The following is a 20,655-nucleotide window of genomic DNA, read 5'->3' as shown; positions in this document are numbered from 1 at the left end:
GCCAGGCCGTCGTCGACCGGTGTCGCACGATGCTTGCTGCCGTACGCGACCCGCAGCCCTGGACACTCGGCCATGCACAGGACGTCGCCGTACGGATCGGGCCCCTCCTGGAACGCGCTCACCCCCGCCCCGGCGACGACCACGGCCCCGAGATGATCGCCGTGGCCCTGGTTCCCCCCGACACCCCGCACGCCGCGGCCTACCTTCACGGCCGCCGGCTCGGCTACACCGACCGCGGCTGGCGGCGCCGACCCGGCTGAGAACTATCCCGGAGCTGCGCACCGACCGGTGACCGGTCGGTGCGGATCCGGTTTACCGGTTCGCGGTTTCGCGAGAGGCGATCCGGTACGTGCGACCGACCGCGCGGCCCACCGCGTTGCGCACCGCGAGGCCCTGCCGGGTTCGGGGCACCATGAGCCTGGAGAGCAGACCGACGCGTCGCTGCCGCGGACCCACCTCACGGCGGATCCGCGACTCGTAGGCGGCGAAGGCGCGGACGTGATCACCGGGATGGGCGGCGAGCTCTTCCGCGAGGGCGTACGCGCCCGCCATCGCCATGCTGGACCCGTCGCCCAGCAGGGCTGTCGCCGCCGCCGCGTCCCCGAGCAGTACGACCCGTCCGCGGGACCACGAGGGCACCCGGACGGTGGTCAGGGGGTCGAAGAACGGAGCCGGATGGTCGAGGAACGCCGCCACGAGTTCCGGTGCCCGCCACGGAACGTCGGCGTAGGCGTCGGCCACGATCTGCTTGTGAAGGGCGATGTTCTTGCGGTCGTGGGGCGCCGGCTGTTCGGCCCGGAAGGTGAAGATCGCGAGCGGAGTGGTCCGCGAGGGGTGGACGACCAGCATCCGGTTCGGCACGGTCAGCATCGTCATCTCACTCGGGTCCTCGATGGCGTCGGGTTCCAGCGGCACGGTCGCGCCGTACAGGCCCAGGTCGCTCGCGAACTGCCGCTCGGGTCCGAATACCAGGCGCCGTACGGTGGAGTGCATCCCGTCGGCACCGACCACCAAGTCGAAGCGCCGTGGCGCGGACCGCCGGAAGGTGACGTCGACCCCACCTCCGTCCTGGTCGAGAGCGGTGACCGTGTCGTCGAACAAGAACTCGGCCCCGGCCTGCGCCGACCGGTGGAGCACCTCGGACAGGTCGGCTCGGGTCACCTCGACCACCGGCGCCTCGTCAGAGGCGAGCGGGAGTTGCAGGATGCGCCTGCCTCCGGGGTCGAGCAGGGTCAGCGACCGATTGCGGGTGGCGAGCCCGCGGAGCTGCGGGAGGATGCCCATGCGGTCGGCGACCGGGATCGCGGGCCCCTTCACAACGATCGCACTGCCACCGGAGCGCAGCTGCCGGGCGTGTTCGACGACCGTCGGCCGGTATCCGTTCCGGGAGAGCCAGTACGCGAGTGCGGGCCCTGCGATTCCGGCACCGACTATCAGCACCTCGGGCTTCTTCATGGCGATGACCTCTCGGAGTGTCGATGGCCAGGTCCCGGCAGGCACCGGGCCGGGTCCCGGGGAGCGGTGGCACGGGGCAGCGCAACCGGAACAAAGGTACGAGGAGTTTCGTACCTCAGTGGAGCACATCCTTCAGGTACGATTCAAGTCGTACCTGAAGGGGGTGCCGCGTGGCCGGGAAGAACCTGGTCGGCCCGGAGGCCGACGCGCTCGATCTGGGGGCGGTGTTCCGCGCCCTCGCCGACGAGCACCGTCGTTCGGTGGTGACACAGCTGGCCGCCGACCGCGGCGACAACGAGCGGGGCTGCAACTCGTTCGATCTTCCGATCTCGAAGCAGACCCAGACCCACCACTTCCGCGTCCTGCGCGAGGCAGGTCTCATCGACGAGATCGACTACGGCAACCGCAAGGGCATCCGACTGCGACGCGCGGACATCGAGAAAAGATTCCCCGGGCTGCTCGCGCTCCTGGAGGCAGAGTCCCAGGGCGATACCGCTCCTCGATGAGCACAGGTGAGGGCGTTGTCACGTTGTTGGGTGCGTGACTGTCTGACGGTGCGTCGGAGGGTGGTGGACCTGCGTTCAACCGTGGTGGGTCGGCCGGCGCCGGTGACCTGGTCCCAGATGGTGAAGCGGAGGGTCGTCTCGGCGCGGTGGACAGAGGCTGTCATCAGGTGACGGCAAGGCCGGACGTGCGGTGAGATGCCGCTGAACGCGGACAGGAACCGTCGCTCCCCGCCGGTCGAGCGGAGGCCCTTCATCGTGTGTTCCCGCTGCCGGGCGGGCTGGTGGCCGTTCCCCGCCCACTTGTTGAGGTGCTTCGACCGCCGGTGCTCGACGGCGGGGATGACCTCGCGGTGGGCCGTTCGGTGGGAACGGAGCCTGTCGGTGACGATGCCGATCTGGATGACGGCGCGGGCCTCGGCGGGCTTCTTCTTGGCCTTGGCGATCTCCTGCAGCACGCTGACCTTGCCGAAGGCGAAGTCGGCCGTCAACTTGGCCAGGTTGTCCTCGAAGCGGCGCCGCAGGTCGGCGGCGTCGAAGTTGTGCAGCACCTCGCTGGTGGCGATCAGCTGCGCCACGCGCTGGCGCTCGGCGGGGTCGCTGGTGCCGTCGGCGGCTGCCACCAGCGCGCACATCGCCATGGAGGCGTCCCGGAACGCGCCGGACTTCAGGCCGTTCTTCTTCGCCATCAGCTGGGTCTGCATCGTCGATGCCGATTCCCGGATGCGGTCCCACAGGGCCATGGGTCAGCTCCTTCGTTTGCGGCAGCCCGGGCCGAGCGGCTGCCCGACCTGGGCACCTGGGCCAGGGGCAGGGGGGTCAGGCATCGTCATTGCCCTCGTCGCCGCCTTCGAAAAAGTCGCCGACCTCGTCGACGACCTCGGCTGCGACGAGACCGCCTGCCACACCGACCGCCAGGCCGGCCGCGCCCGCGGCGACGGCGGTGCCCATCCCAGGACCGGAGCGGTGGTCGTCGTGATGGCCGTGGGAGTAGTGGCCGTCGTGCGGCTCTGCGTGCCCGTAGGGGGCGGGGGCGCTGTGGTGGCCGTGGCTGGCCAGCATCTGGCGGATCCAGGCGTCGACGACGGTGGTCCAGTCGCGCTGGGCGGCGCCTTCGTGGCTGACGACGTGCCGGTTGACGACGTCGTGGCCGGAGGAGAAGAACCCGCCGGGCTTGTCGGCCTCCAGGACGACTTCCATGCCGCCGGGGTTGGTCAGGAAGGTCACCTCCAGTTCCCGCATGACGTGGGCGTACTGCGGGGCGGGGGCGAGTTCGATCTCCTGGTAGAACGGCAGCTGCTGCCCGGTGCCGCGGATATGCCCGTATTCGAGGTCGGCCGTCCTGAGGCCGAAGCCGAGCCGGCCGAGGGCTTCGAGGACCGCCTCCTGCACCGGCAGCGGGGCAACGGCGAGCGGGTCGAGGTCGCCCTTGTCCTTCGCACCGGCCACCGCCAGCTCGGTGCGCACCCCGAGCACGATGCCCAGCGCCTGCCCGTACAACTCCGTGATCGGCGTCTCCCACGGCAGCGCCACCGCGAACGGCACACTGCGCTGCTCACCCTCCATCAGACGGAAGCCGCCGGCGACGGTGAACCGGCCGAAGACCGCCACACCCTCGGTCTCGCCGCCGTTGTGCTCGGCCTCCACCCGGGCCACCAGCTCCAGGGTGATCTGCTCGATGTCGAAGTCGGCGCTGCCGCCCTTCAGGTGCACCTGCCCCGTCAGACTGCCGCCGGGCCGGACCGGGCCCGGGTCCAGGACCGTGTCCACGGTGGGGCCGCCCACGCCGAGCGCGCCGAGCAACTTCTGAACACCATCGCGGCGTTCACTCCTTTATGCGCTAGATCTGCCGACGCGGCGCCACGGGACCTCAACTCGACCCATGGCACCGCGCGGCCAGAGGATGATGACTACTTCACCGCATCCAGCGCGGCCAGCGCCTGGGCCCAGCGGACGTACTTCAGCTCGGCCAGGTCGGCGACGGTGGTGACACCGAACGCTTCCTTCAGCAGCTCACCGTCACGGTCGGACACCCCCTTCAGCGCCGAGACCGGGGCGGCGAGGATTTCGGTCAGCGGCTTGTCCGCCCATGCCTTGTCCAGCACCTTGTCCAGATCGATCGAAGCCACGTATGCCCTCCCAGGCCAACAGCGAGTCAAACCAGCGGTGCGCGGCCGCACGGCCACGCAATCGCTGCCCGAAAGCGACGGTTGCGTGTGTGCGCCCAGGGGGTGGCCGGGAATAACCAGCCGTCCCTCGCGTTTTCTACACTACTGTAGAAGCGTAGGTCGGGTCGGCGGATCGCGAGACACTGCAGGGCCATGGAGGCGTCAAAAGTCCGAAAACGCACCCTGATGTCGTCCCCCACAAGGTGGCTTTACCAGTCCTTTACCCTAGCCGTAGGGTGAGGGAGACTTCCTCTCCCCGACGAAGACGTTCCGCCCCCGGTACCGGCGGGGGTGGTGGAGTGATGAAGCAGCAGCAGACCCGCAATGGGTGAACCTCCCAATACGAGCCGTGCCATACCCCTCCCGACAGTGAGTGGCGAATCGGGGTGGCACGGTGACCGAGTTGCTGCTCCTGCTCGCCTTGGCGCTGACTCTCGCGTGCGCGGTGTTCGTCGCGGCCGAGTTCTCCCTCACCACCGTCGAGCGCGCCGATCTCGAGCGTGCCGCCGAGGCTGTCGGCGCCCAGCTCGGCATCACCGTTTCCTCCCTCGTGCTCGGTGCTGTGGCCGAGCCGGCCATTGCCCACCTGCTGGAGCCGCCCTTCCAGGCCATCGGCGTGCCCGAGGGGCTCATCCACCCGATCGCCCTTGTCATCGCCCTGACGGTGGCGACGTACCTGCACATGCTCTTCGGCGAGATGATCCCCAAGAGCATCGCTCTGGCCGCTCCGGTGCCCACCGCGCTGTTCCTCAAACCGCCGCTGATCGCGCTCACCCGCGCCCTGCGCCCCGTCGTCTTCTCCGTCAATGCCCTTGCCAACACCCTGTTGCGCCTGCTGAAGGTCGAGTCCAAGGACGAGGTCTCCGCCGTCCTCACCGACGACGAACTCGCCCGCCTCGTCACCGACTCCAGCCAGGCCGGCCTGCTCGCCCCCGCCGACGGTGAGCGGCTGCGCGACGCCCTGGAACTCGGCACCCGCCCGGTCGGCGAGGTCTTGGTGCTGCTGGCGAAGATGAGCATGGTCGACCACCGCGTCATCCCGCCCAGATGGAGAGGGCCACGACAAGCGCTGGCTACTCCCGGATGCCCGTGGTGGGCCCCGGCGGCACGGTCATGGGCTACCTGCGCATCAAGGACGCCATCGGCGTGCCTGAGCGGCATAAGCACTTCCCCCGCACCGCCCTGCACGGTGATCCGTGTGCAGATCGACACTCCGCTCGACGACGCCCTTACCGCGATGCGGGTTGGCGGCACCCACCTCGCGGCCGTCACCGGCGACAAGGGCACCGTGATCGATTTCGTCACTATGGAAGACGTCTTGTCAGAACTCGTCGGCCCCGCCGCCTGAAACACCAAACGGCGACAGCCCGGCCCGGCGTCCCAGCACAGTGAACGGCGAGCGTTGCCGTCCGGGGGATTCCACGGCCAAGCCCTCACGCCATCCGTTCCGGACGCCGGGTGGGGAGGGTGACGGCCCACATCCGGCCAGGCTTCCGGGCCTGCAGTAACAGGCGGTTCTGTTCCCCATGTCGCCGAGCGGGTACGCGAAGCCGGCACCCTGGCCGCGCGCCGACTGCCTCACCGCTGCGAGTGGTAGCGAGACCCCCACACGCAAGGCGATGTGTACTGCACTGTGCGAAACCAGTACTGGCTTTGTGCACGAGTTGTGGTTCTGGCTCGCTTTCCGTGACGCGTGCACGGTGGGTGATGTTCGCTGGGAGACCAGTGGGACCGAAGGCGGGCCTCAGGTGCAGACGATGGGGCAGCCGCGTCGGATCGAGTGCTGTGCAGCGCGCAGGAACAGTGCGACGTAGAAGGTTGTGTCCAGGTCCTTGGTCCAAGGTCCTGTGCGAGTAGTGGCCAGTTCCTTTGCTTGGTGCCTGAACCACGTGCTCAGGTCGAGGTTGTCGCATGTCGCCGGGGTTTCGGCTGGCAGATCGATGGCTGCCGCCAGCTTCTCGGCGAGCGATAGTACCTGGGGAGCGCCGGCCACCATGGACTCGTGATCGTCGGACTCGATGGGCAACCAGATCTCCTCATCGAGCGAGAAGGGCACGAGCACGGTCCAGCCGCAGAGGATCTCCGATTCCTCCCGTGCCAGATGCGTCTGACACAAGGCGAGGAGCCCCGTCATATCGGGGGTCAGCTTTTCCTCGAAAGCTTGCCCCGAGCCAGGGGCGAAGTCCGTCTCTGCGGGGACGTCCTCGTAGGGCGGCATGCCCCGCCGCCTGAGTTCAGCATTGAGCGCCGAAGCAACTTCACCCCATCCGTCCTCCTCGTCACCGAACCATTCCTCCGTGCCAACGCTCACCAGATAGACACCCATGTCGGGAAGCTATCGCGCGCATCTGACATCGATCAGTGAGCCAACAGGACTCGCTTGCGGAGCAGTGCGAATCCGGCCCGGCCGAACATCTGGCGCTTGAGCATCTTGATCCGGTTGACGTGGCCTTCGACGACTCCGGAGTTCCAGGGCAGGGTGAGTCCGGCGATGACCGCGTCGCGGTCTCGGTCGATGCCGGCCGCGAGAGTGTGGAGGCTGGGCAAGTCGTCCTGACGGACAGCGTCGAGCCACTGCGGCAGTCCCGACCTCGCCTCACGCCGCCTGGCCGGCTGGGCGATCGCGGGCCACATGCGCACCGACCTCGTCACCGACGCCCTGTCTGCCGCCGAACAGACCCGCGGCAGCTTCGCCGGGGCGGTCATGCACACCGATCACGGGGCCCAGTACACCAGTCGGGCCTTCGCCGACGCCTGCCGCCAGGCCGGCGTCCGCCAGTCCATGGGCGCGATCGGCAGCTCGGCGGACAACGCACTCGCCGAGTCCTTCAGCGCTACCTTCAAACGCGAGACGCTCCATGGCCGAAAGTGCTGGTCCAGCGAGCGCGAGGCCCGCCTCGACGCGTTCCGCCGGCTGCACCGCTACAACACCCGACGCCGTCAGTCCCACCTCGGACAACGCAGTCCCATCGTCTACGCGACAGCACTCGACACAACATCAACTACCCTGGCCCAAGCCGCATAGCCCGTGTCCAAAATTCCGGGTCAAGGCCCGTTTCCCGGTGACCCGCGGCACCACCCAGGGCTTCGCCACCGCCGGGCACTGCGGCACCGTCGGCCAGTCCACCTCCGGATACGACTTCTCCCCGTTCTCCCCGCATCGGTTGCCGGCTGCGAAGGCCGCCGCGGCCGCCGGTCAACCCGGTGACCCTATGTTTCCGTCGTCCAGGTGGTTTGCCGTTCACGGCACCGGTATCGGCCGTGGACCGCCTCGGAAACTGGCCGGGGCGGCACGGAGCCGCCGGAAGGGGGCCGCATGCCCGACGGCAGGATTTTGATCGCGGTGCGGGAGCACCCCAGCACGGACGGGGCCGCGGCCGAACAGCTGCGCGCGATCCGTGCGGCGCTCGAGACGGAGAGCCTCGAGGTCCGCTGGGCCGTGACCGCCCAGGACGCACAAGCGGTACTGCGCACCGAGGCCGGACTGGCGGCGGCCCTGGTCGCCTGGGACCTGCCGGACCACGGGACCGCGGACCCGCCGGACGGGGACCGGAGCGGCGGGGCCTCGGTGCTGCGGCACATCGGCCGGCGCTTCCAGGACCTTCCGGTGTTCCTGGTGATGGCGGACGAGGGCGTGCGGGACCTGCCGCTGTGGGTGTCGGAGACGGTCGTCGGCTATGTCTGGCCGCTGGAGGACACTCCGGGCTTCATCGCCGGCCGGATCGCCACGGCGGCCCGCGCCTACCGGGAGGCGGTGCTGCCGCCGTTCTTCCGGGCACTGCGCCGCTTCGACGACACCCATGAGTACTCCTGGCACACCCCGGCGCACGCGGGCGGCGTGGCGTTCCTGAAAACACCGGCGGGCCGCGCCTTCCACGAGTACTTCGGCGAGCGGCTGCTGCGCAGCGACCTGTCCATCTCGGTGGAGGAACTGGGCTCGCTGTTCGAGCACACCGGTCCGATCGGAGCGGCGGAACGCAACGCGGCCCGCGTCTTCGGTGCCGCCCTGACATACTTCGTGCTGCACGGGGACTCCACCTGCAACCGCCTGGTGGGCCACTTCAGCGTCACGCGGGACGAGCTGGCGCTGGTGGACCGCAACTGCCACAAGTCGGTGCTGCACGGTCTGGTGATGTCCGGGGCCCGTCCCGTCTACCTGGTTCCCACCCGCAACGGCTACGGTCTGGCCGGACCTCTGCCACCGGCCGAGCTGGCGCCTGAGACGATCGCGGCCCGGATCGCCGCGCACCCGCTGGCCGCGGGGGCGCTCTCGGCGGATCCTCAGTACGCGGTGTTCACCAACTCCACCTACGACGGCCTGTGTTATGACGCGGTCCCGACGGCGCGTGCGCTCTCGGCGAGCACCCCGCGGGTGCACTTCGACGAGGCGTGGTTCGCCTACGCCCGCTTCCACCCGCTGTACGCGGGCCGCTACGGCATGGCGGTGCACGAGTCGTCGTTCCCCGGGCCCGACCGGCCGACCGTGTTCGCGACCCAGTCGACGCACAAGCTGCTCGCGGCGCTGTCGCAGTCGGCGATGGTGCATGTGAGGCCCGCGCCGCGGGCGCCGGTGGAGCACGAGCGGTTCAACGAGGCGCTGATGATGCACGGCACCACCTCGCCGCTCTACCCGATGATCGCGTCGCTGGACGTGGCGACCGCGATGATGGACGGGCCGCAGGGCGAGTGGCTGGTCGACGAGGCGGTGACCGAGGCGGTCCGGTTCCGTCAGGAGATGGTCCGGCTGCAGCGCCGGATCGGGGCCGCGGGGGACCGCTCACCCTGGTTCTTCGGCGTGTGGCAGCCGGAGACGGTCACCGACCCCACGACCGGCGCGGAGTTCCCCTTCGACGAGGCCCCGCCGGAACTGCTGCGCACCGAGCCGTCCTGCTGGACGCTCGACCCCGGCGCCGACTGGCACGGCTTCCCGGGGCTGACCGACGGCCACTGCATGCTGGACCCGGTGAAGGTCACTCTGACCTGCCCCGGCATCACCTCCACCGGGGAGATGGCGCAGGAGGGCATCCCGGCGCGCGTGCTGACGGCATACCTGGCGACCCGGAACATCGTGGTGGAGAAGACCGACAGCTACACCACGCTGGTCCTGTTCTCCATGGGCATCACCAAGGGCAAGTGGGGCACGCTGCTGGACGCCCTGATGGACTTCAAGGCCCTGTACGACGGCGACGCGCCACTGGAGCGGGCGCTGCCGCAGGCCGTCGCCGCCCACCCGAAGCGGTACGGAGGGCTGACCCTGCGCGAGCTGTGCCGGCAGATGCACGACCAGTTGCGCTCGGTACGGCTGGTGGAGCTGCTGGACACCGCGTTCCAGCAGCTGCCGGAACCGGTCCACCCGCCGCAGCACTGCTACCAGCGTCTGGTGCGGGGCGGTACCGAGCAGGTGCGCATCGCGGAGGCGGCCGACCGGATCGCGGCGGCGATGGTCACCGTCACGCCACCGGGCATCCCGGTGCTGATGCCGGGTGAGAGCGTCGGCGCCCCCGACGGACCGCTCCTGCGCTACCTCACCGCGCTGGAATCCTTCGACCGCCGCTTTCCCGGCTTCCGCAGCGAGACGCACGGAGTGACGATCGACGCGGACACCGGCGACTACCAGATCGAGTGCCTCCGCCCGGACCGGGGCGGGCACCGGGCCGCACCCCCGGCTCAGCGCCACGCCCCGCAGTCGGCGGACGCCCGGCAGCCCTGACAACCGGGGCGCGAGAGCGTAGCGCCGCCTCGCGCCCCTCTCCCCGTACACCCGACGGCTACCGGCAGCTGCAGGGGCGTTGTCACGTCGTTGGGGGAGTGACTGCTTGACGATGTGCCAGAGCGCGGTGGTCGCGCGGTCCGGGTCCGGGTGTGTGTTCGGACTGTGGTGGGCCGGTCGGCGGCGCTGGTGATCCGGTCCGGGTGCCCGAAGCCGGACGCCTTCCTCCTGGTGGTTCCGGACCACGGCGAGAAGCAGCCGCGGAGCGGGCCCCCGGGCAGGGTCACGCCGACCGGGGCGGTGCGCCGCCCAGCAGTCGAGCCCTGCTCACGAACACCTCGTGCAGGTCGCGCGCCGCCCGCGGTACGGACTCGCCCGGCGGCGCCGCAGCATCAGCAGGATCCGGGGCGAGTCATCGGCGAGCGGCCGGTACGTGATCGCCCCGCACCGCTCCAAGGGGTCGCTGGCGACACTGAAGTCGGGCAGCACCGTCGCCCCCAGTCCCGCGGCGACCATCAGCTTGCCCATCTCGGCGCCGTCCGTCGAGTAGGCGAAGGACGGCAGGCGCCCGTCCAGCAGGCGCCCGTCCAGCAGGCGGTGCACATAGCGGTGCATCACATAACCGGACCTCGTGGCGACCAGCGGCTCGGCCAGTAACTTGTCCACCGTCACCGCGGCCCGGGCCGCGAGCGGCTGTCCGGCCGCATGCACACCACCGGCCGGCCGCGCAGCAGTTCGGTGGACTCGAACTCCGCGGGCATGTCGTCGTCCTCCAGGTGGTTGACCAGCCCGAGGTCGAAACCGCCCTCCAGCAGCGCCCGGTGAATGACCGCCTGCTGCGCGGCGACCACCTCGACCTGGGTGAGCGGATGCGTGCTGCGAACTCCCGCACGGTCGGGACGAGCAGCGGCACGGTCGCCGCTTCACCGTGCCGACGCGCACCATGCGGCTGACGCGGTGCTGTTCGCCCCCCGCCGCCCGCAGCCGGTCCACCGCGTCCAGGACGTCGGCGATGTGCGGCAGCAGTTCCCGGCCCACCGCGCTCATCGTCAGCCCGGAACGCTTGCTCTCCAGCAGGTCGACTCCCAGCTCCCGCTCCAGGCTCCGCACCGTCTCGCTCAATGCGGGCTGCGACACGTGCAGTTCCTCGGCCGCGCGGCGCAGGGAGCCCAGCCGGGTCACCGCAGCGATGTATTCCGGTTGCTCGGTCCGCACGGCAGCGGAATGCGGGCGGATTTCCGGCGCGTGCAAGGGTCTCCTGTCACGCGTTCGTGAAAATCAATGGTCCGGGATACGAGACCGGCCGGGTTTTCCTTGACTGTCCTCACCGACGGTTGTCACGAGCGACGGCATGAAGATGTGACTCGGCCCCACGCGGCGACGCCATGTCGACCTCGCGCGCGTCTCCAGCGCCTCCTGTTGCCACGCGGCCTGATCCCCGCCGATCCGCCGCTTCCCCGCACCGTCGCACCCGCCTTTCCCCGGGCAGTCGTGCGCCGTTCTTCCACCGCATCGCCTGAATTCCGTGCGCCGTCGCGCGCGGTGAATTCGACGTACGGGCTCTTTCCCTGCCTTCTTTCTGTCTTTTTCCGGCAGGCATGCAACAGGAGTTCAGCATGTCCGCGCAGCCCGTGAAATTCGCCTACTGGGTTCCCAACGTCAGCGGCGGCCTGATCACCAGCAGGACCGAGCAACGTACCGACTGGGGGCACGAGTACAACCGCGAGCTCGCCGTCCTCGCCGAGAACAACGGCTTCGAGTACGCGCTCAGCCAGGTCCGCTACATGGCCGGCTACGGCGCCGAGTACCAGCACGAGTCGACCGGCTTCCGACTGGCGCTGCTGCTCGCCACCCAGCGGCTGAAGGTCATCGCCGCCGTCCACCCGGGCTTCCTCGCCGAGTTCGGTGCCACCGCCGACCACCTGTCGAACGGCCGCTTCGCCGTCAACGTCGTCAGCGGTTGGTTCAAGGGCGAGTTCACCGCCCTCGGTGAGCCCTGGCTGGAGCACGACGAACGCTACCGCCGGTCCGAGGAGTTCATCCGCGCTCTGCGCAGGATCTGGACCGAGGATCACGCCGAATTCGCCGGCGGCTTCTACCGGTTGCGGGACTTCTCCCTCAAACCCAAGCCCCTGAACACCCCCGGGCGGCCGCACCCGGAGATCTTCCAGGGCGGCAACTCCACCGCCGCCCGCGCCATGGCCGGCCGCGTCTCCGACTGGTACTTCTCCAACGGCAGGGACTTCGACGGCGTCGTCGAGCAACTCGCCCACATCCGCGCCTCCGCCGCCCGGGCCGGCCGCACACCCCCGAGATTCGGCCTCAACGCCTTCCTCATCGCCCGCGACACCAAGGCCGAGGCCCGCGAGACGCTGCGGAAGATCGTCGCCCGGGCCGACACCGAGGCCGTGAGAGCTTCGGTGCGGCCGTCCGGCAGGCAGGCCGGTCCACCGCCGACGGCAAGGGCATGTGGCAGGACTCCGCCTTCCAGGATCTGGTGCAGTACAACGACGGTTTCCGCACCGGCCTGGTCGGCACCCCGGAACAGATCGCCGAGCGGATCGGCGCCTACAAAAGGCTCGGTGTCGACCTGTTCCTCCTCGGTTTCCTCCCCTATCACGAAGAGGTCGAGTACTTCGGTCGCCGCGTCCTGCCGCTCGTCCGCGAGCTGGAGGCCGGCCCGTCCGCCGCCCCCGCCGCCGATTCCGTCCCCGCCCACGCCTGACCGCACCGCACACAGAGAAGCCGACGTCCATGAGCACCGCCAAGCCCGCCGACTGGCGGACCCGCCCCACCCTGAGGACCGCCGAGGAGTGGATCGCCCGCGCCGTCGAGGTCGCCGCCGTCCTCGCCACCGACGCTGCCGAGCGCGACCGGGGCGGCGCCACCTCGTACGCCGAGGTGCGGCTGCTGAAGGACTCCGGGCTCGTCACCCTGCTCGGCCCCGTCGAGCACGGCGGCGCGGGCCAGGACTGGCCCACCGCCTACCGCATCGTGCGCGAGGTCGCCAAGGCCGACGGCTCCATCGGTCAGCTCCTCGGCTACCACTACCTGTGGAACTGGGCCACCCGCCTGGTCGGCACCCGCGAGCAGTGGGAGCACGTCGAGGCCGAGGCCGCCCGCAACCGCTGGTTCTTCGGTGGCGCGGTCAACCCGCGCGACCAGGACGTGACCGTCACCGAGGACGGCGACGACCTGGTCTTCACCGGCCGCAAGTCTTTCTCCACCGGTAGCAAGGTCTCCGACGTCACCGTCCTGGAGGGCGTCTTCGAGGGCACCGACCGGCACGTCTTCGCCATCGTGCCCTCCGACAGCGGGGGCCTGACCTTCCACGACGACTGGGACAACATCGGCCAGCGGCTCACCGAGGGCGGCAGCGTCACCATCGACGGCGTCCGCACCCCGTGGTCCTCGGCGGCCGGCTACGTCGACAAGGAGTTCCAGCCGCGCGTCTACAACACCTTCGACGTCCCCGCCATCCAGCTGGTCTTCGTCAACCTCTACCTCGGCATCGCCGCCGGCGCGCTGGAGACGGCGGCCGCCTACACCCGCGCCAAGACGCAGCCCTGGCTGCACGGCGGGGGAGGGGTCAGGCCGTGAGGGCCTGGGTGACGGCGGTGGACAGCGGGGTGGTGGGCCGGCCCAGGAGGGCGCTCAGGTCGGTGGTGACGTGGGCCAGTGCGCCGCGGGAGACCTGCACGTCGGCGTCGACGATCAGGTCGATGACGAAGCCGGGCAGACCGGCATCGGTGAGGATCTGCCGGTATTGCTTCGCGGGCAGGTCCGTGTAGGTCACGGGCTTGCCGGACTGCGCGGCGGTCTCGGCGGCCAGCTCCGGCAGCGACCAGGCGGTGTCGCCGGTGAGCTCGTAGACCTTGCCGGCCTGCTCGTCGCGGGTGAGGACCACGGCGGCGGCCTCGGCGAAGTCGGCGCGGGTGGCGGAGGCGATCCTGCCCTGGCCCGCGCTGCCCGCGATGGCACCGCGTGCGACGGCCTCGGGGAGGGTCGCGGTGTAGTTCTCGGTGTACCAGCCGTTGCGCAGCAGCACCGCGGGCAGGCCGGACTCGGCGATGGCCTGCTCGGTGTCGCGATGCACGCGCGCCAGACCCAGCGGACTGGTGGGGGCTGCGGTGACCGAGGTGTAGGCGATCAGGCCCACACCCGTCTTGGCCGCGGCCTCGATGGCCGCACGGTGCTGGACGATACGGGCGTCGTCCGGACCGGTCGACGAGACGAGCAGCAGCTTGTCGGCCCCGTCGAAGGCGCTCAGGAGGGTCTCGGGCCGCTCGTAGTCGGCGAGGCGGACCTCGACGCCCCGGGCGGCCAGGTCTGCCGCCTTGGCAGGGGTGCGCACCGCGGCGGCGATCTGCCCGGCGGGCACACCGCGCTCAAGGAGGTGCTCGATGACCTGGCGGCCGAACTGTCCGGTGGCCCCGGTGACAACGATCATGACGGATTCCTTCGGGTACTGGGCGGGGAGCCGGGGGGTGTCCCGCCGGCTCCACCGACCGTACACTAACCAAAAGTTAGTGCCAACTTTTACGCAGTACTGTGGTGGGGGTAACGTGAGGGAGACGAAGGAGCCATTCATGAACGAGATGTCCACCGAGGACGAGCGCCAGGCGGCCGCGCTGGAGTTCGACGTCTTCGCCAAGCACTGCCCCTCCCGGCAGGTCCTGGACCACCTCACGGGCCGCTGGGGCGTCCTGGTCCTGGCGGGCCTGCGCAAGGGCCCCGCCCGGTTCAACGCCCTGCGCCGGCGTATCGACGGGGTCAGCGAGAAGATGCTCGCCCAAACCCTCCAGACCCTGGAGCGCGACGGCTTCGTCAGCCGCGAGGTCCTCACCGCAATGCCCCCCAGTGTCAACTACTCCCTCACCCCCCTGGGCGAGAGCACCGCCGACCACCTCATGGCCTTCATCGGCCACATCGAAGCCAACATGCCCGCAGTCCTCGCCTCCCAGGAGCAGCACACCGCCCTCGGCCCGGCCTGACTCCCGCCTCATAGCCGGATCGCCCGCACGCCGGAGCCTGGTTCTGCGACGCCTGGCCGCAGGAAGCGGCCACCGCGGCCCCGGCCCGAGACCGGGAGCGCGGCCGGCCCGGGACGCGGGCAGGGCGGCGCCGGCGTCGGCAGTGGCCAGAGAGCGCGAGAGAATTTTCGCCGCCAGCCACTCCGGCCGCACCATCGCCGACCTTCCGCCGTGCGCGAGCGCCGGCGTCACCACCCCCGCCACGTTGGATCGGCTCGCCACCGAACGGGACCTCATCGCCGAACGGGCCCAAGACCTGACCCGCGCCATGACCGGCCTCGACCGCGTCGTCGAACTGTCATCGCGGCGGGCGTGGTGACGGGCTGATCACCAGGCCTACCCGCTCTCACAAACGAACCCTTACCGGAGCAAGATCAACAACGGTCGCCGGAAGCGGCCCGGACCGCCGATTCACCGTCAGAACTCGTTCTCACTCAAAAGTGAAACACGGCACGTTTTGGGAATGGTTTGTGACACGATCCGGGGTCACGACGGACCCTCAAACCGCACAGGTGAGCGACGCGGATGACGTCGAGCGTCGCCCCTGCCCGCGCTGTCACGCACAGCCAGGCTCACCCTGTCGCTCGCGTTCCGGGGCGGTCGCCGGCATCTACCACACCAGCCGCTTCACGAAGGTACCCCGCCTCGCCAAGCTCTTGCGCGTGCCGACCCCGGCCGACCGCGGACCCGGACAGCCCTGGCGGCCCGCCACCCCTGTGCCCGCGCCGATCGACCCGTACACCCCGAGCGCGGACATCCGCATCACCTCACCTTCGGAGGGCCGCAGTTGCACGGCGCGGTCGCCCAGCTGCTGCACGCCGCCATCGACGCCGGGATCGCCCGGGGGGGGCGCTGGCCGAGGCCGCCGGGTTCGTCCGGACCAGGAGCCGGCCCTGGTTCGAGAGCGGGTTCGAGACGGCCGGGGAGGACCCACTGCTGATCCAGCGGTTCGGCGAACTGGACCTGAGCGTACGCGCGTCCGAGGCGCTGCTGCGAGAGGCCGCCCGCACGGTGGACGCCTCCGCGGCCCGCCTGACCGACGACTCGGCCGCCGAGGACTCCCTCGCGGTCGCCGCCGCGAAGGCGCACGCCGCGGCGACCGCCGTCGAGGTCGCCGGCGCCCTCTTCGGGGTTTCCGGCACCCGCTCGGCGCTCGGCTCCTTCAACCTGCACCGCCACTGGCGCGACGCCCGCACCCACACCCTGCACGATCCGGCCCGCTGGAAGATCCAGCACCTCGGCCGCCACGTGCTGCACGGCACCCGGCCGCCCCGGTACGGCCTGCTGTAACGGACGCACCGATCGGAGGTCCCCGCGTCCCTCACCTTCCACTGGTTCCTGCCCACCAACGGCGACAGCCGCCACGTCGTCGGCGCCGGCCACGGCACTGCGGTCACCGCCTCCGGACGGGACCGGCCACCCACGGTCGCCTACCTGGGCCAGATCGCCCGCGCCGCCGAGGGCCTGGGCTTCGTCGGCGCGCTCGCACCGACCGGAGCCTGGTGCGAGGACGCCCGGCTGACCACCGCCATGGTCAGCCGGCACGCCGAACGCCTGAAGTTCCTGGTCGCCTTCCGCCCCGGCTTCGTCTCGCCCACGCTCGCCGCGCAGATGGCCGCCACCTTCCAGCGCCGGACCGGCGGACGGCTGCTGCTCAACGTCGTCACGGGCGGCGAGAGCCACGAGCAGCGCGCCTACGGCGACTTCCTCGACAAGGACGCCCGCTACCGCCGCACCGGGGAGTTCCTGGAGATCGTGCGGGGCCTGTGGGAGGGGGGGACCGTCGACCTGGCCGGCAAGCACCTGCGGGTCGAGGACACCGCGCTGGCTCGGGTGCCCGACCCGGTCCCCGAGGTGTACTTCGGCGGCTCCTCGCCCATCGCGGGCGAGATCGCCGCCCGCCACGTCGACGTGTACCTCACCTGGGGCGGGCCGCCCGCGCAGGGCGCCGAGAAGATCACCTGGATCCGGTCGCTGGCGGCGGAGCAGGGTCGCACGCTCCGCTTCGGCGTCCGGCTGCACGCCATCACCCGCGACACCGCCGGGCAGGCCTGGACCAAGGCGAAACGCCTCTTGGACGGCTTCGACCCGCAGACCGTGCGGTCCGTGCAAGCCGAGCTCGCCCGCAGCGAGTCCGAGGGGCAGCGGCGCATGCTGGCCCTGCACGGCGGCAGCCGCGAACGCCTGGAGATCCACCCCAACCTGTGGGCCGGCATCGGCCTGGTGCGCGGCGGCGCGGGCACCGCGCTGGTCGGCAGCCGCGACGAGGTCGCCGAGCGGATCAAGGAGTACCACGCCCTCGGGGTCGAGGAGCTCGTCCTCTCTGGCTACCCGCACCTGGAGGAGGCGTACTGGTTCGGCGAGGGCGTGCTGCCGCGGCTGGCGACGCAGGGGCTGTGGCGGCACCCGTTCACCACGGAGCCCGCTCCTCCGGCCCAGGTGCCGTTCGCGAGTTAGCGGAGCGGGGACGGCTGGGCGCCGCCGACTGGCCGGTGCGCCGAGGTGCTCCGGGCGGCGCTGTCACATTATTGGGTGCCTGGGTGTCTGGCCGCGTATCGGGGTGGGGGGAGGGGCCGGGTTCCGGGCTGGTGTTCAGGCATTGGCGGGCTGACCGACGGCGCGGGTGATCTGGTCCCAGATGTCGAAGCGGATGGTCATCTCGGCTCGGTAGCCGTGGGTCCTCAGGTGGCGGTGGGGTCGGAAGTGGGGTGGGATGCCGCTGAACGCGGCCAGGGACCGCTGGGTTCCGCCGACGCTGCGGAAGCCTTTCATGGCGCGTTCGCGTTGCCGGGTGGGCTGGTGGCTGTTCTCGGCCCGGTTGTTCAGGCCCTTGTGCGAGCGGTGCTCGACCGAGGGCATGACCTCGCTGTGGGCCGCTTCGTAGGAGCGCAGCTTGTCGGTGACGATCACCCGGGGCACCGAGCAAGTCCTTTTGAGTGGTTCACGGAGGAAGCGCCTGGCCGCAGCGGTGTCCCGCCGACTTCGCCAGCACTCACCCCGAAGGCCGGCGCTCCCAAGCACCTCGCCACCGAGCGACTGGGGCGACGGCTCCAGTCGCTCGGTGGCGACTTGGTCGTAGTCGACGCTGTCGACCCGGCCGCACATGGTCGGGCGCGCGGACCCACACCCGGTACTTCGCCGCCTCCACGCCGCCGTCCTACTGGTGAGGAGGCAGTGTTCCGACCTTGCACTATTCAGTGCGGCGGGCCCGCGTGGCTCTAGGCTGCGACGATGGAACGCGCAACCCACGTACCCGAGAGCTTCGCCGAAGCTGCGGAACCGGCCCGGGTGAACGACTACGACAGTTTCGCCGAGGCATACACGGCGGAGAACGAGAACAACCTCGTGAACGCGTACTACGAACGACCTGCGATGTCAGCCCTCGCCGGAGACGTGGCTGGCCACCGAGTTCTGGACGCCGGCTGCGGCTCGGGCCCACTGACCGCCGCACTGCGCGACCGCGGCGCGATCGTCACCGGGATCGACGCCAGCGTCAGGATGCTCGCACTGGCCAGGCAGAGGCTCGGTGATGACGTAGCCCTGCACGTGGCCGACCTGGGCGAGCGCCTGCCGTTCAAGGACGGCGCGTTCGACGACGTGGTCGCGTCGCTGGTCCTGCACTACCTGGAGAACTGGGAGCCGACGCTGACCGAGTTTCGGCGAGTGCTCAGGCCCGGCGGCCGGCTGATCGTGTCCGTGGACCACCCAGTCAATGCGTACACGTTCCGAGACCCTCGGCCCGACTACTTCGCGACCACGAGCTACACCTTCGACTGGTGGCTCGGCGGGCAGTCCACCCCGATGCGCCTCTGGCGAAAGCCGTTGCACGCAATGATCGACGCTTTCACCACCGCGGGGTTCGGCTTGTCCGTCATCAGCGAGCCGCAGCCTAACCCAGCCGCCCGAGCACTGTTCCCCGACGGCTTCGACGACCTTTCAACCAAGCCCTGCTTCCTGTTCTTCGTCGTCGAGGCGCTGCCATCGGCCGCTGATCCGGAGTAGCGAATCGAGGCCGCTGGGGACGTCGAGGTCGCCCAGGTGAGATGACGTCAGGCGCCACAGGCCGCGGGCAGGAAGAAGCCCCGGTGCCGACGCCGCGGTGCCGGCTGCATCTCCGACCTCAAGAAGCGCAAGGCCATCGAGCAGCACGCCGAACGGCTCGCCACCGCCCACTACGAGCAGCAGGGCTGGATGGTCGAGAAGCTCGGCAAGCCCTACGACCTGCGCTGCACCCGCGGCACCGAGGAACGCCACGTCGAGGTCAAGGGCACCACCGGCGCCGCCACCAGCGTCGAAGACCTGCACGCCCGGGACAAGGACGACACCGTCGACCTCTACGTTGCGATCTCTCGGTTTTGTGACAGTAGCGTGAGAGACAGTGACGGGTTCGCGCGTTTGTGCTGGTCGGTGACTGTTCTCGATGCAGGGCCCACTGTCATGGATACGAGGGCGCGGTGCGAGTCTGCTGTCAGGGGGCGATGTTCGCCCTGGTGGTGAGCTGACGCAAAAGCGAGAGATCGTAACGAATCACTGGCCCCTGTCCAAGCCCAGCAAGTACACGCTGCTCCTGGACCAGGACGATGCCCTCACCCTCGACCAGCTCGCCCTTACCCTGCGCCGCCGCACCGGCCGCGCGGTCGACAAGTCCGAGATCCTCCGCGCCCTGATCTGTCTCGCCGACCAGGACGAGCACATCAGCGACACCGTGGCCCGCGCCCCTGGCTTTGTTCACGAGTTTCGGCAGCGGTTGTCCATCACCCCGGGAGGCACTTGGATCGGGGCGAGGCCGAGAACCACGAGAACGGACAGCACCTCATCACACCCGCCGCACCTGCAGGCCAGGGCTTCACCTCGTCGAACCATCGTCGGGGATCTCTGGGCTTCCCCACCGATTCCAAAGTGTGTGGTTCCATTCGTCGGCGTCCGGACCAGGCGGCTGTACTACAGGGACCGGGCCGGGGCCGGTCTCGATGAGGTGCAGCAGCGTCCAGGCGACGCCATAGCAGTCGTCCGGGCCGAAGCAGCTGGCCAAGGCCTGCGCTTCGTCGGCCGTGACGGGCTTGGAAATGACTTCGAGTTGCTTGACGCGTCGGTCGATCTCGTCCTCATCGGCGTCCCAGCCGGGTAGTGGGCCGCCAGCAACGAAGGCTTGGACTTCAGGTCTCATCTGCGAATGATCCGCTGCTGTGACCGGGCCGAGCAAGGCCGGTCTTGGTGTCGGCACGAAGGTCCAGTGCTGCCGGAACTAGTGAACAATCCAGTCTGACTCTGGCGGTCAGGTGCCTCCCGAATCAACGTCGAAGTGCTGTCCCTCTTCATGGACAGAGCCACACTCCCGTCTCGCCTGTGAGAGCGCTGTACGGCGCTCTCACAGGCTTTCGTCCCCCCCGGTGACCTCTCTCCCCTCGCGGACGGGTCCGCGAGGGCGTCAGAGCGCCGTACAGCGGCGTAACGGCCCCTGGGGCGGGATGCTATGCAGATGGGTAGCTATCCGATGAGGCCGATCTTCTCTTCGAGGAGGATGACCAGGCCGACGGTTGTCGCGAAGGTGACGGCTGCCCAGATGATGGGTTCGGCTGCGTTGTTGGTCAGGCGGGCGCCGGTGATGTAGGCGGCCAGGGCGGCGGCGACGCCCGTCATCACCGCCAGCAGCACGGCAAGGATCTTGACTGTTGTGGCCTGCGCCGGCTGCGCGGCACCCGAGGCGCCCGCGGTGTGTGTCAACGCACTGTCGGCGGCGGCCAGGGGCTGTCCTTCGCTGTGTACCGTCATGGACATGGGCCCTT

Annotated in this window: 17 protein-coding genes and 11 pseudogenes; 13 read left to right on the top strand and 15 right to left on the bottom strand. The window is 70.0% G+C overall.

Annotation, left to right across the window (positions count from 1 at the left end; genetic code table 11):
* Positions 1-29 precede the first annotated feature (29 nt).
* Complete coding sequence (locus tag ACSU6Z_RS00140) at positions 30-260, top strand: hypothetical protein (protein WP_437041637.1); 231 nt, start codon at positions 30-32, stop codon at positions 258-260.
* Positions 261-312: 52 nt separating this feature from the next.
* On the opposite strand, the gene ACSU6Z_RS00135 is transcribed toward ACSU6Z_RS00140, so the two are convergent.
* Positions 313-1,455, bottom strand: a complete 1,143-nt coding sequence (locus ACSU6Z_RS00135) for an FAD-dependent monooxygenase (RefSeq protein WP_437041636.1) — start codon at positions 1,453-1,455, stop codon at positions 313-315.
* A gap of 170 nt (positions 1,456-1,625) precedes the next feature.
* On the opposite strand from ACSU6Z_RS00135, the gene ACSU6Z_RS00130 reads away from it, so the two are divergent.
* A complete protein-coding gene (locus ACSU6Z_RS00130) occupies positions 1,626-1,961 on the top strand; it encodes an ArsR/SmtB family transcription factor (protein WP_437041634.1) in 336 nt (111 codons plus the stop codon).
* Between the two features lie 83 nt (positions 1,962-2,044).
* Here the strand turns inward: ACSU6Z_RS00130 and ACSU6Z_RS00125 are convergent.
* The 4 genes and pseudogenes from ACSU6Z_RS00125 to ACSU6Z_RS00110 form a co-directional block, all read right to left on the bottom strand.
* Positions 2,045-2,350 (bottom strand): annotated as a pseudogene (locus ACSU6Z_RS00125) (IS6 family transposase); the annotation flags it as partial.
* Positions 2,345-2,701: pseudogene (locus ACSU6Z_RS00120) on the bottom strand (TerB family tellurite resistance protein); the annotation flags it as partial. The pseudogenes ACSU6Z_RS00125 and ACSU6Z_RS00120, both read right to left, overlap by 6 nt.
* A 76-nt stretch (positions 2,702-2,777) precedes the next feature.
* Positions 2,778-3,761: a sporulation protein gene (locus ACSU6Z_RS00115; RefSeq protein ID WP_437041632.1), complete on the bottom strand. Its 984-nt coding sequence runs from the start codon at positions 3,759-3,761 to the stop codon at positions 2,778-2,780.
* Between the two features lie 107 nt (positions 3,762-3,868).
* Positions 3,869-4,087 (bottom strand): hypothetical protein, encoded by a 219-nt coding sequence (locus ACSU6Z_RS00110; RefSeq protein WP_437041631.1) that lies wholly within the window; start codon positions 4,085-4,087, stop codon positions 3,869-3,871.
* Positions 4,088-4,520: 433 nt separating this feature from the next.
* Here ACSU6Z_RS00110 and ACSU6Z_RS00105 point away from each other — a divergent pair.
* Positions 4,521-5,474 (top strand): annotated as a pseudogene (locus ACSU6Z_RS00105) (CNNM domain-containing protein).
* A 396-nt stretch (positions 5,475-5,870) separates the two neighbouring features.
* Here the strand turns inward: ACSU6Z_RS00105 and ACSU6Z_RS00100 are convergent.
* Positions 5,871-6,452 (bottom strand): hypothetical protein, encoded by a 582-nt coding sequence (locus ACSU6Z_RS00100; RefSeq protein ID WP_437041629.1) that lies wholly within the window; start codon positions 6,450-6,452, stop codon positions 5,871-5,873.
* A 32-nt stretch (positions 6,453-6,484) separates the two neighbouring features.
* Positions 6,485-6,709: pseudogene (locus ACSU6Z_RS00095) on the bottom strand (transposase); the annotation flags it as partial.
* Between the two features lie 4 nt (positions 6,710-6,713).
* Here ACSU6Z_RS00095 and ACSU6Z_RS00090 point away from each other — a divergent pair.
* Both ACSU6Z_RS00090 and ACSU6Z_RS00085 read left to right on the top strand, forming a co-directional pair.
* A pseudogene (locus ACSU6Z_RS00090) lies at positions 6,714-7,151 on the top strand (transposase); the annotation flags it as partial.
* Between the two features lie 291 nt (positions 7,152-7,442).
* Positions 7,443-9,836, top strand: a complete 2,394-nt coding sequence (locus ACSU6Z_RS00085) for an Orn/Lys/Arg decarboxylase N-terminal domain-containing protein (protein WP_437041626.1) — start codon at positions 7,443-7,445, stop codon at positions 9,834-9,836.
* Positions 9,837-10,163: 327 nt separating this feature from the next.
* Here the strand turns inward: ACSU6Z_RS00085 and ACSU6Z_RS00080 are convergent.
* Positions 10,164-10,687, bottom strand: a pseudogene (locus ACSU6Z_RS00080) (LysR family transcriptional regulator substrate-binding protein).
* Positions 10,688-10,925: 238 nt separating this feature from the next.
* Positions 10,926-10,973 (bottom strand): annotated as a pseudogene (locus ACSU6Z_RS00075) (hypothetical protein); the annotation flags it as partial.
* 479 nt (positions 10,974-11,452) lie between these two features.
* Between ACSU6Z_RS00075 and sfnG the strand changes: the two are divergent.
* Positions 11,453-12,561, top strand: a pseudogene (gene sfnG, locus ACSU6Z_RS00070) (dimethylsulfone monooxygenase SfnG).
* 29 nt (positions 12,562-12,590) lie between these two features.
* Positions 12,591-13,418, top strand: a pseudogene (locus tag ACSU6Z_RS00065) (acyl-CoA dehydrogenase family protein); the annotation flags it as partial.
* Positions 13,419-13,425: 7 nt separating this feature from the next.
* Here ACSU6Z_RS00065 and ACSU6Z_RS00060 read toward each other — a convergent pair.
* Positions 13,426-14,286 (bottom strand): SDR family oxidoreductase, encoded by an 861-nt coding sequence (locus tag ACSU6Z_RS00060; RefSeq protein WP_437041623.1) that lies wholly within the window; start codon positions 14,284-14,286, stop codon positions 13,426-13,428.
* A 139-nt stretch (positions 14,287-14,425) separates the two neighbouring features.
* Here ACSU6Z_RS00060 and ACSU6Z_RS00055 point away from each other — a divergent pair, with 139 nt between their 5' ends.
* The 4 genes and pseudogenes from ACSU6Z_RS00055 to ACSU6Z_RS00040 all read left to right on the top strand — a co-directional run bounded on the left by ACSU6Z_RS00055 (position 14,426) and on the right by ACSU6Z_RS00040 (position 17,326).
* Positions 14,426-14,830 (top strand): winged helix-turn-helix transcriptional regulator, encoded by a 405-nt coding sequence (locus ACSU6Z_RS00055; protein ID WP_437013236.1) that lies wholly within the window; start codon positions 14,426-14,428, stop codon positions 14,828-14,830.
* Positions 14,831-14,972: 142 nt separating this feature from the next.
* Positions 14,973-15,188: a hypothetical protein gene (locus ACSU6Z_RS00050; RefSeq protein ID WP_437041621.1), complete on the top strand. Its 216-nt coding sequence runs from the start codon at positions 14,973-14,975 to the stop codon at positions 15,186-15,188.
* Positions 15,189-15,617: 429 nt separating this feature from the next.
* A pseudogene (locus ACSU6Z_RS00045) lies at positions 15,618-16,159 on the top strand (acyl-CoA dehydrogenase family protein); the annotation flags it as partial.
* Between the two features lie 48 nt (positions 16,160-16,207).
* Positions 16,208-17,326, top strand: coding sequence for an LLM class flavin-dependent oxidoreductase (locus ACSU6Z_RS00040; protein WP_437050114.1), 1,119 nt, complete (start codon positions 16,208-16,210; stop codon positions 17,324-17,326).
* A gap of 135 nt (positions 17,327-17,461) precedes the next feature.
* Here ACSU6Z_RS00040 and ACSU6Z_RS00035 read toward each other — a convergent pair.
* Positions 17,462-17,854: pseudogene (locus tag ACSU6Z_RS00035) on the bottom strand (DDE-type integrase/transposase/recombinase); the annotation flags it as partial.
* A 246-nt stretch (positions 17,855-18,100) separates the two neighbouring features.
* Here ACSU6Z_RS00035 and ACSU6Z_RS00030 point away from each other — a divergent pair.
* Positions 18,101-18,871, top strand: a complete 771-nt coding sequence (locus ACSU6Z_RS00030; protein WP_437041619.1) for a class I SAM-dependent methyltransferase — start codon at positions 18,101-18,103, stop codon at positions 18,869-18,871.
* Here the strand turns inward: ACSU6Z_RS00030 and ACSU6Z_RS00025 are convergent.
* Positions 18,806-19,174 (bottom strand): hypothetical protein, encoded by a 369-nt coding sequence (locus ACSU6Z_RS00025; RefSeq protein ID WP_437050528.1) that lies wholly within the window; start codon positions 19,172-19,174, stop codon positions 18,806-18,808. The two genes, ACSU6Z_RS00030 and ACSU6Z_RS00025, sit on opposite strands and share 66 nt — an antisense overlap.
* Between ACSU6Z_RS00025 and ACSU6Z_RS00020 the strand changes: the two genes are divergently transcribed.
* Positions 19,061-19,366: a hypothetical protein gene (locus tag ACSU6Z_RS00020; RefSeq protein WP_437041617.1), complete on the top strand. Its 306-nt coding sequence runs from the start codon at positions 19,061-19,063 to the stop codon at positions 19,364-19,366. The genes ACSU6Z_RS00025 and ACSU6Z_RS00020 overlap by 114 nt on opposite strands.
* Here the strand turns inward: ACSU6Z_RS00020 and ACSU6Z_RS00015 are convergent.
* From ACSU6Z_RS00015 to ACSU6Z_RS00005, 3 genes are all read right to left on the bottom strand, one after another.
* Entirely contained in the window at positions 19,338-19,562 is a 225-nt protein-coding gene (locus tag ACSU6Z_RS00015) for a hypothetical protein (protein WP_437041615.1), read from the bottom strand. The genes ACSU6Z_RS00020 and ACSU6Z_RS00015 overlap by 29 nt on opposite strands.
* 153 nt (positions 19,563-19,715) lie before the next feature.
* Entirely contained in the window at positions 19,716-20,036 is a 321-nt protein-coding gene (locus ACSU6Z_RS00010) for a hypothetical protein (protein ID WP_437041612.1), read from the bottom strand.
* A 320-nt stretch (positions 20,037-20,356) separates the two neighbouring features.
* Positions 20,357-20,655 (bottom strand): hypothetical protein (locus tag ACSU6Z_RS00005; protein ID WP_437041610.1); only part of this gene is annotated, 299 nt, incomplete at its 5' end.

Origin of the sequence: Streptomyces sp. enrichment culture, assembly GCF_964273145.1 — a bacterium.
GTDB lineage: Bacteria > Actinomycetota > Actinomycetes > Streptomycetales > Streptomycetaceae > Streptomyces.
The sequence above is the reverse complement of the archived record's forward strand: the minus strand, read 5'-3'. Positions and strand labels throughout refer to the sequence as shown.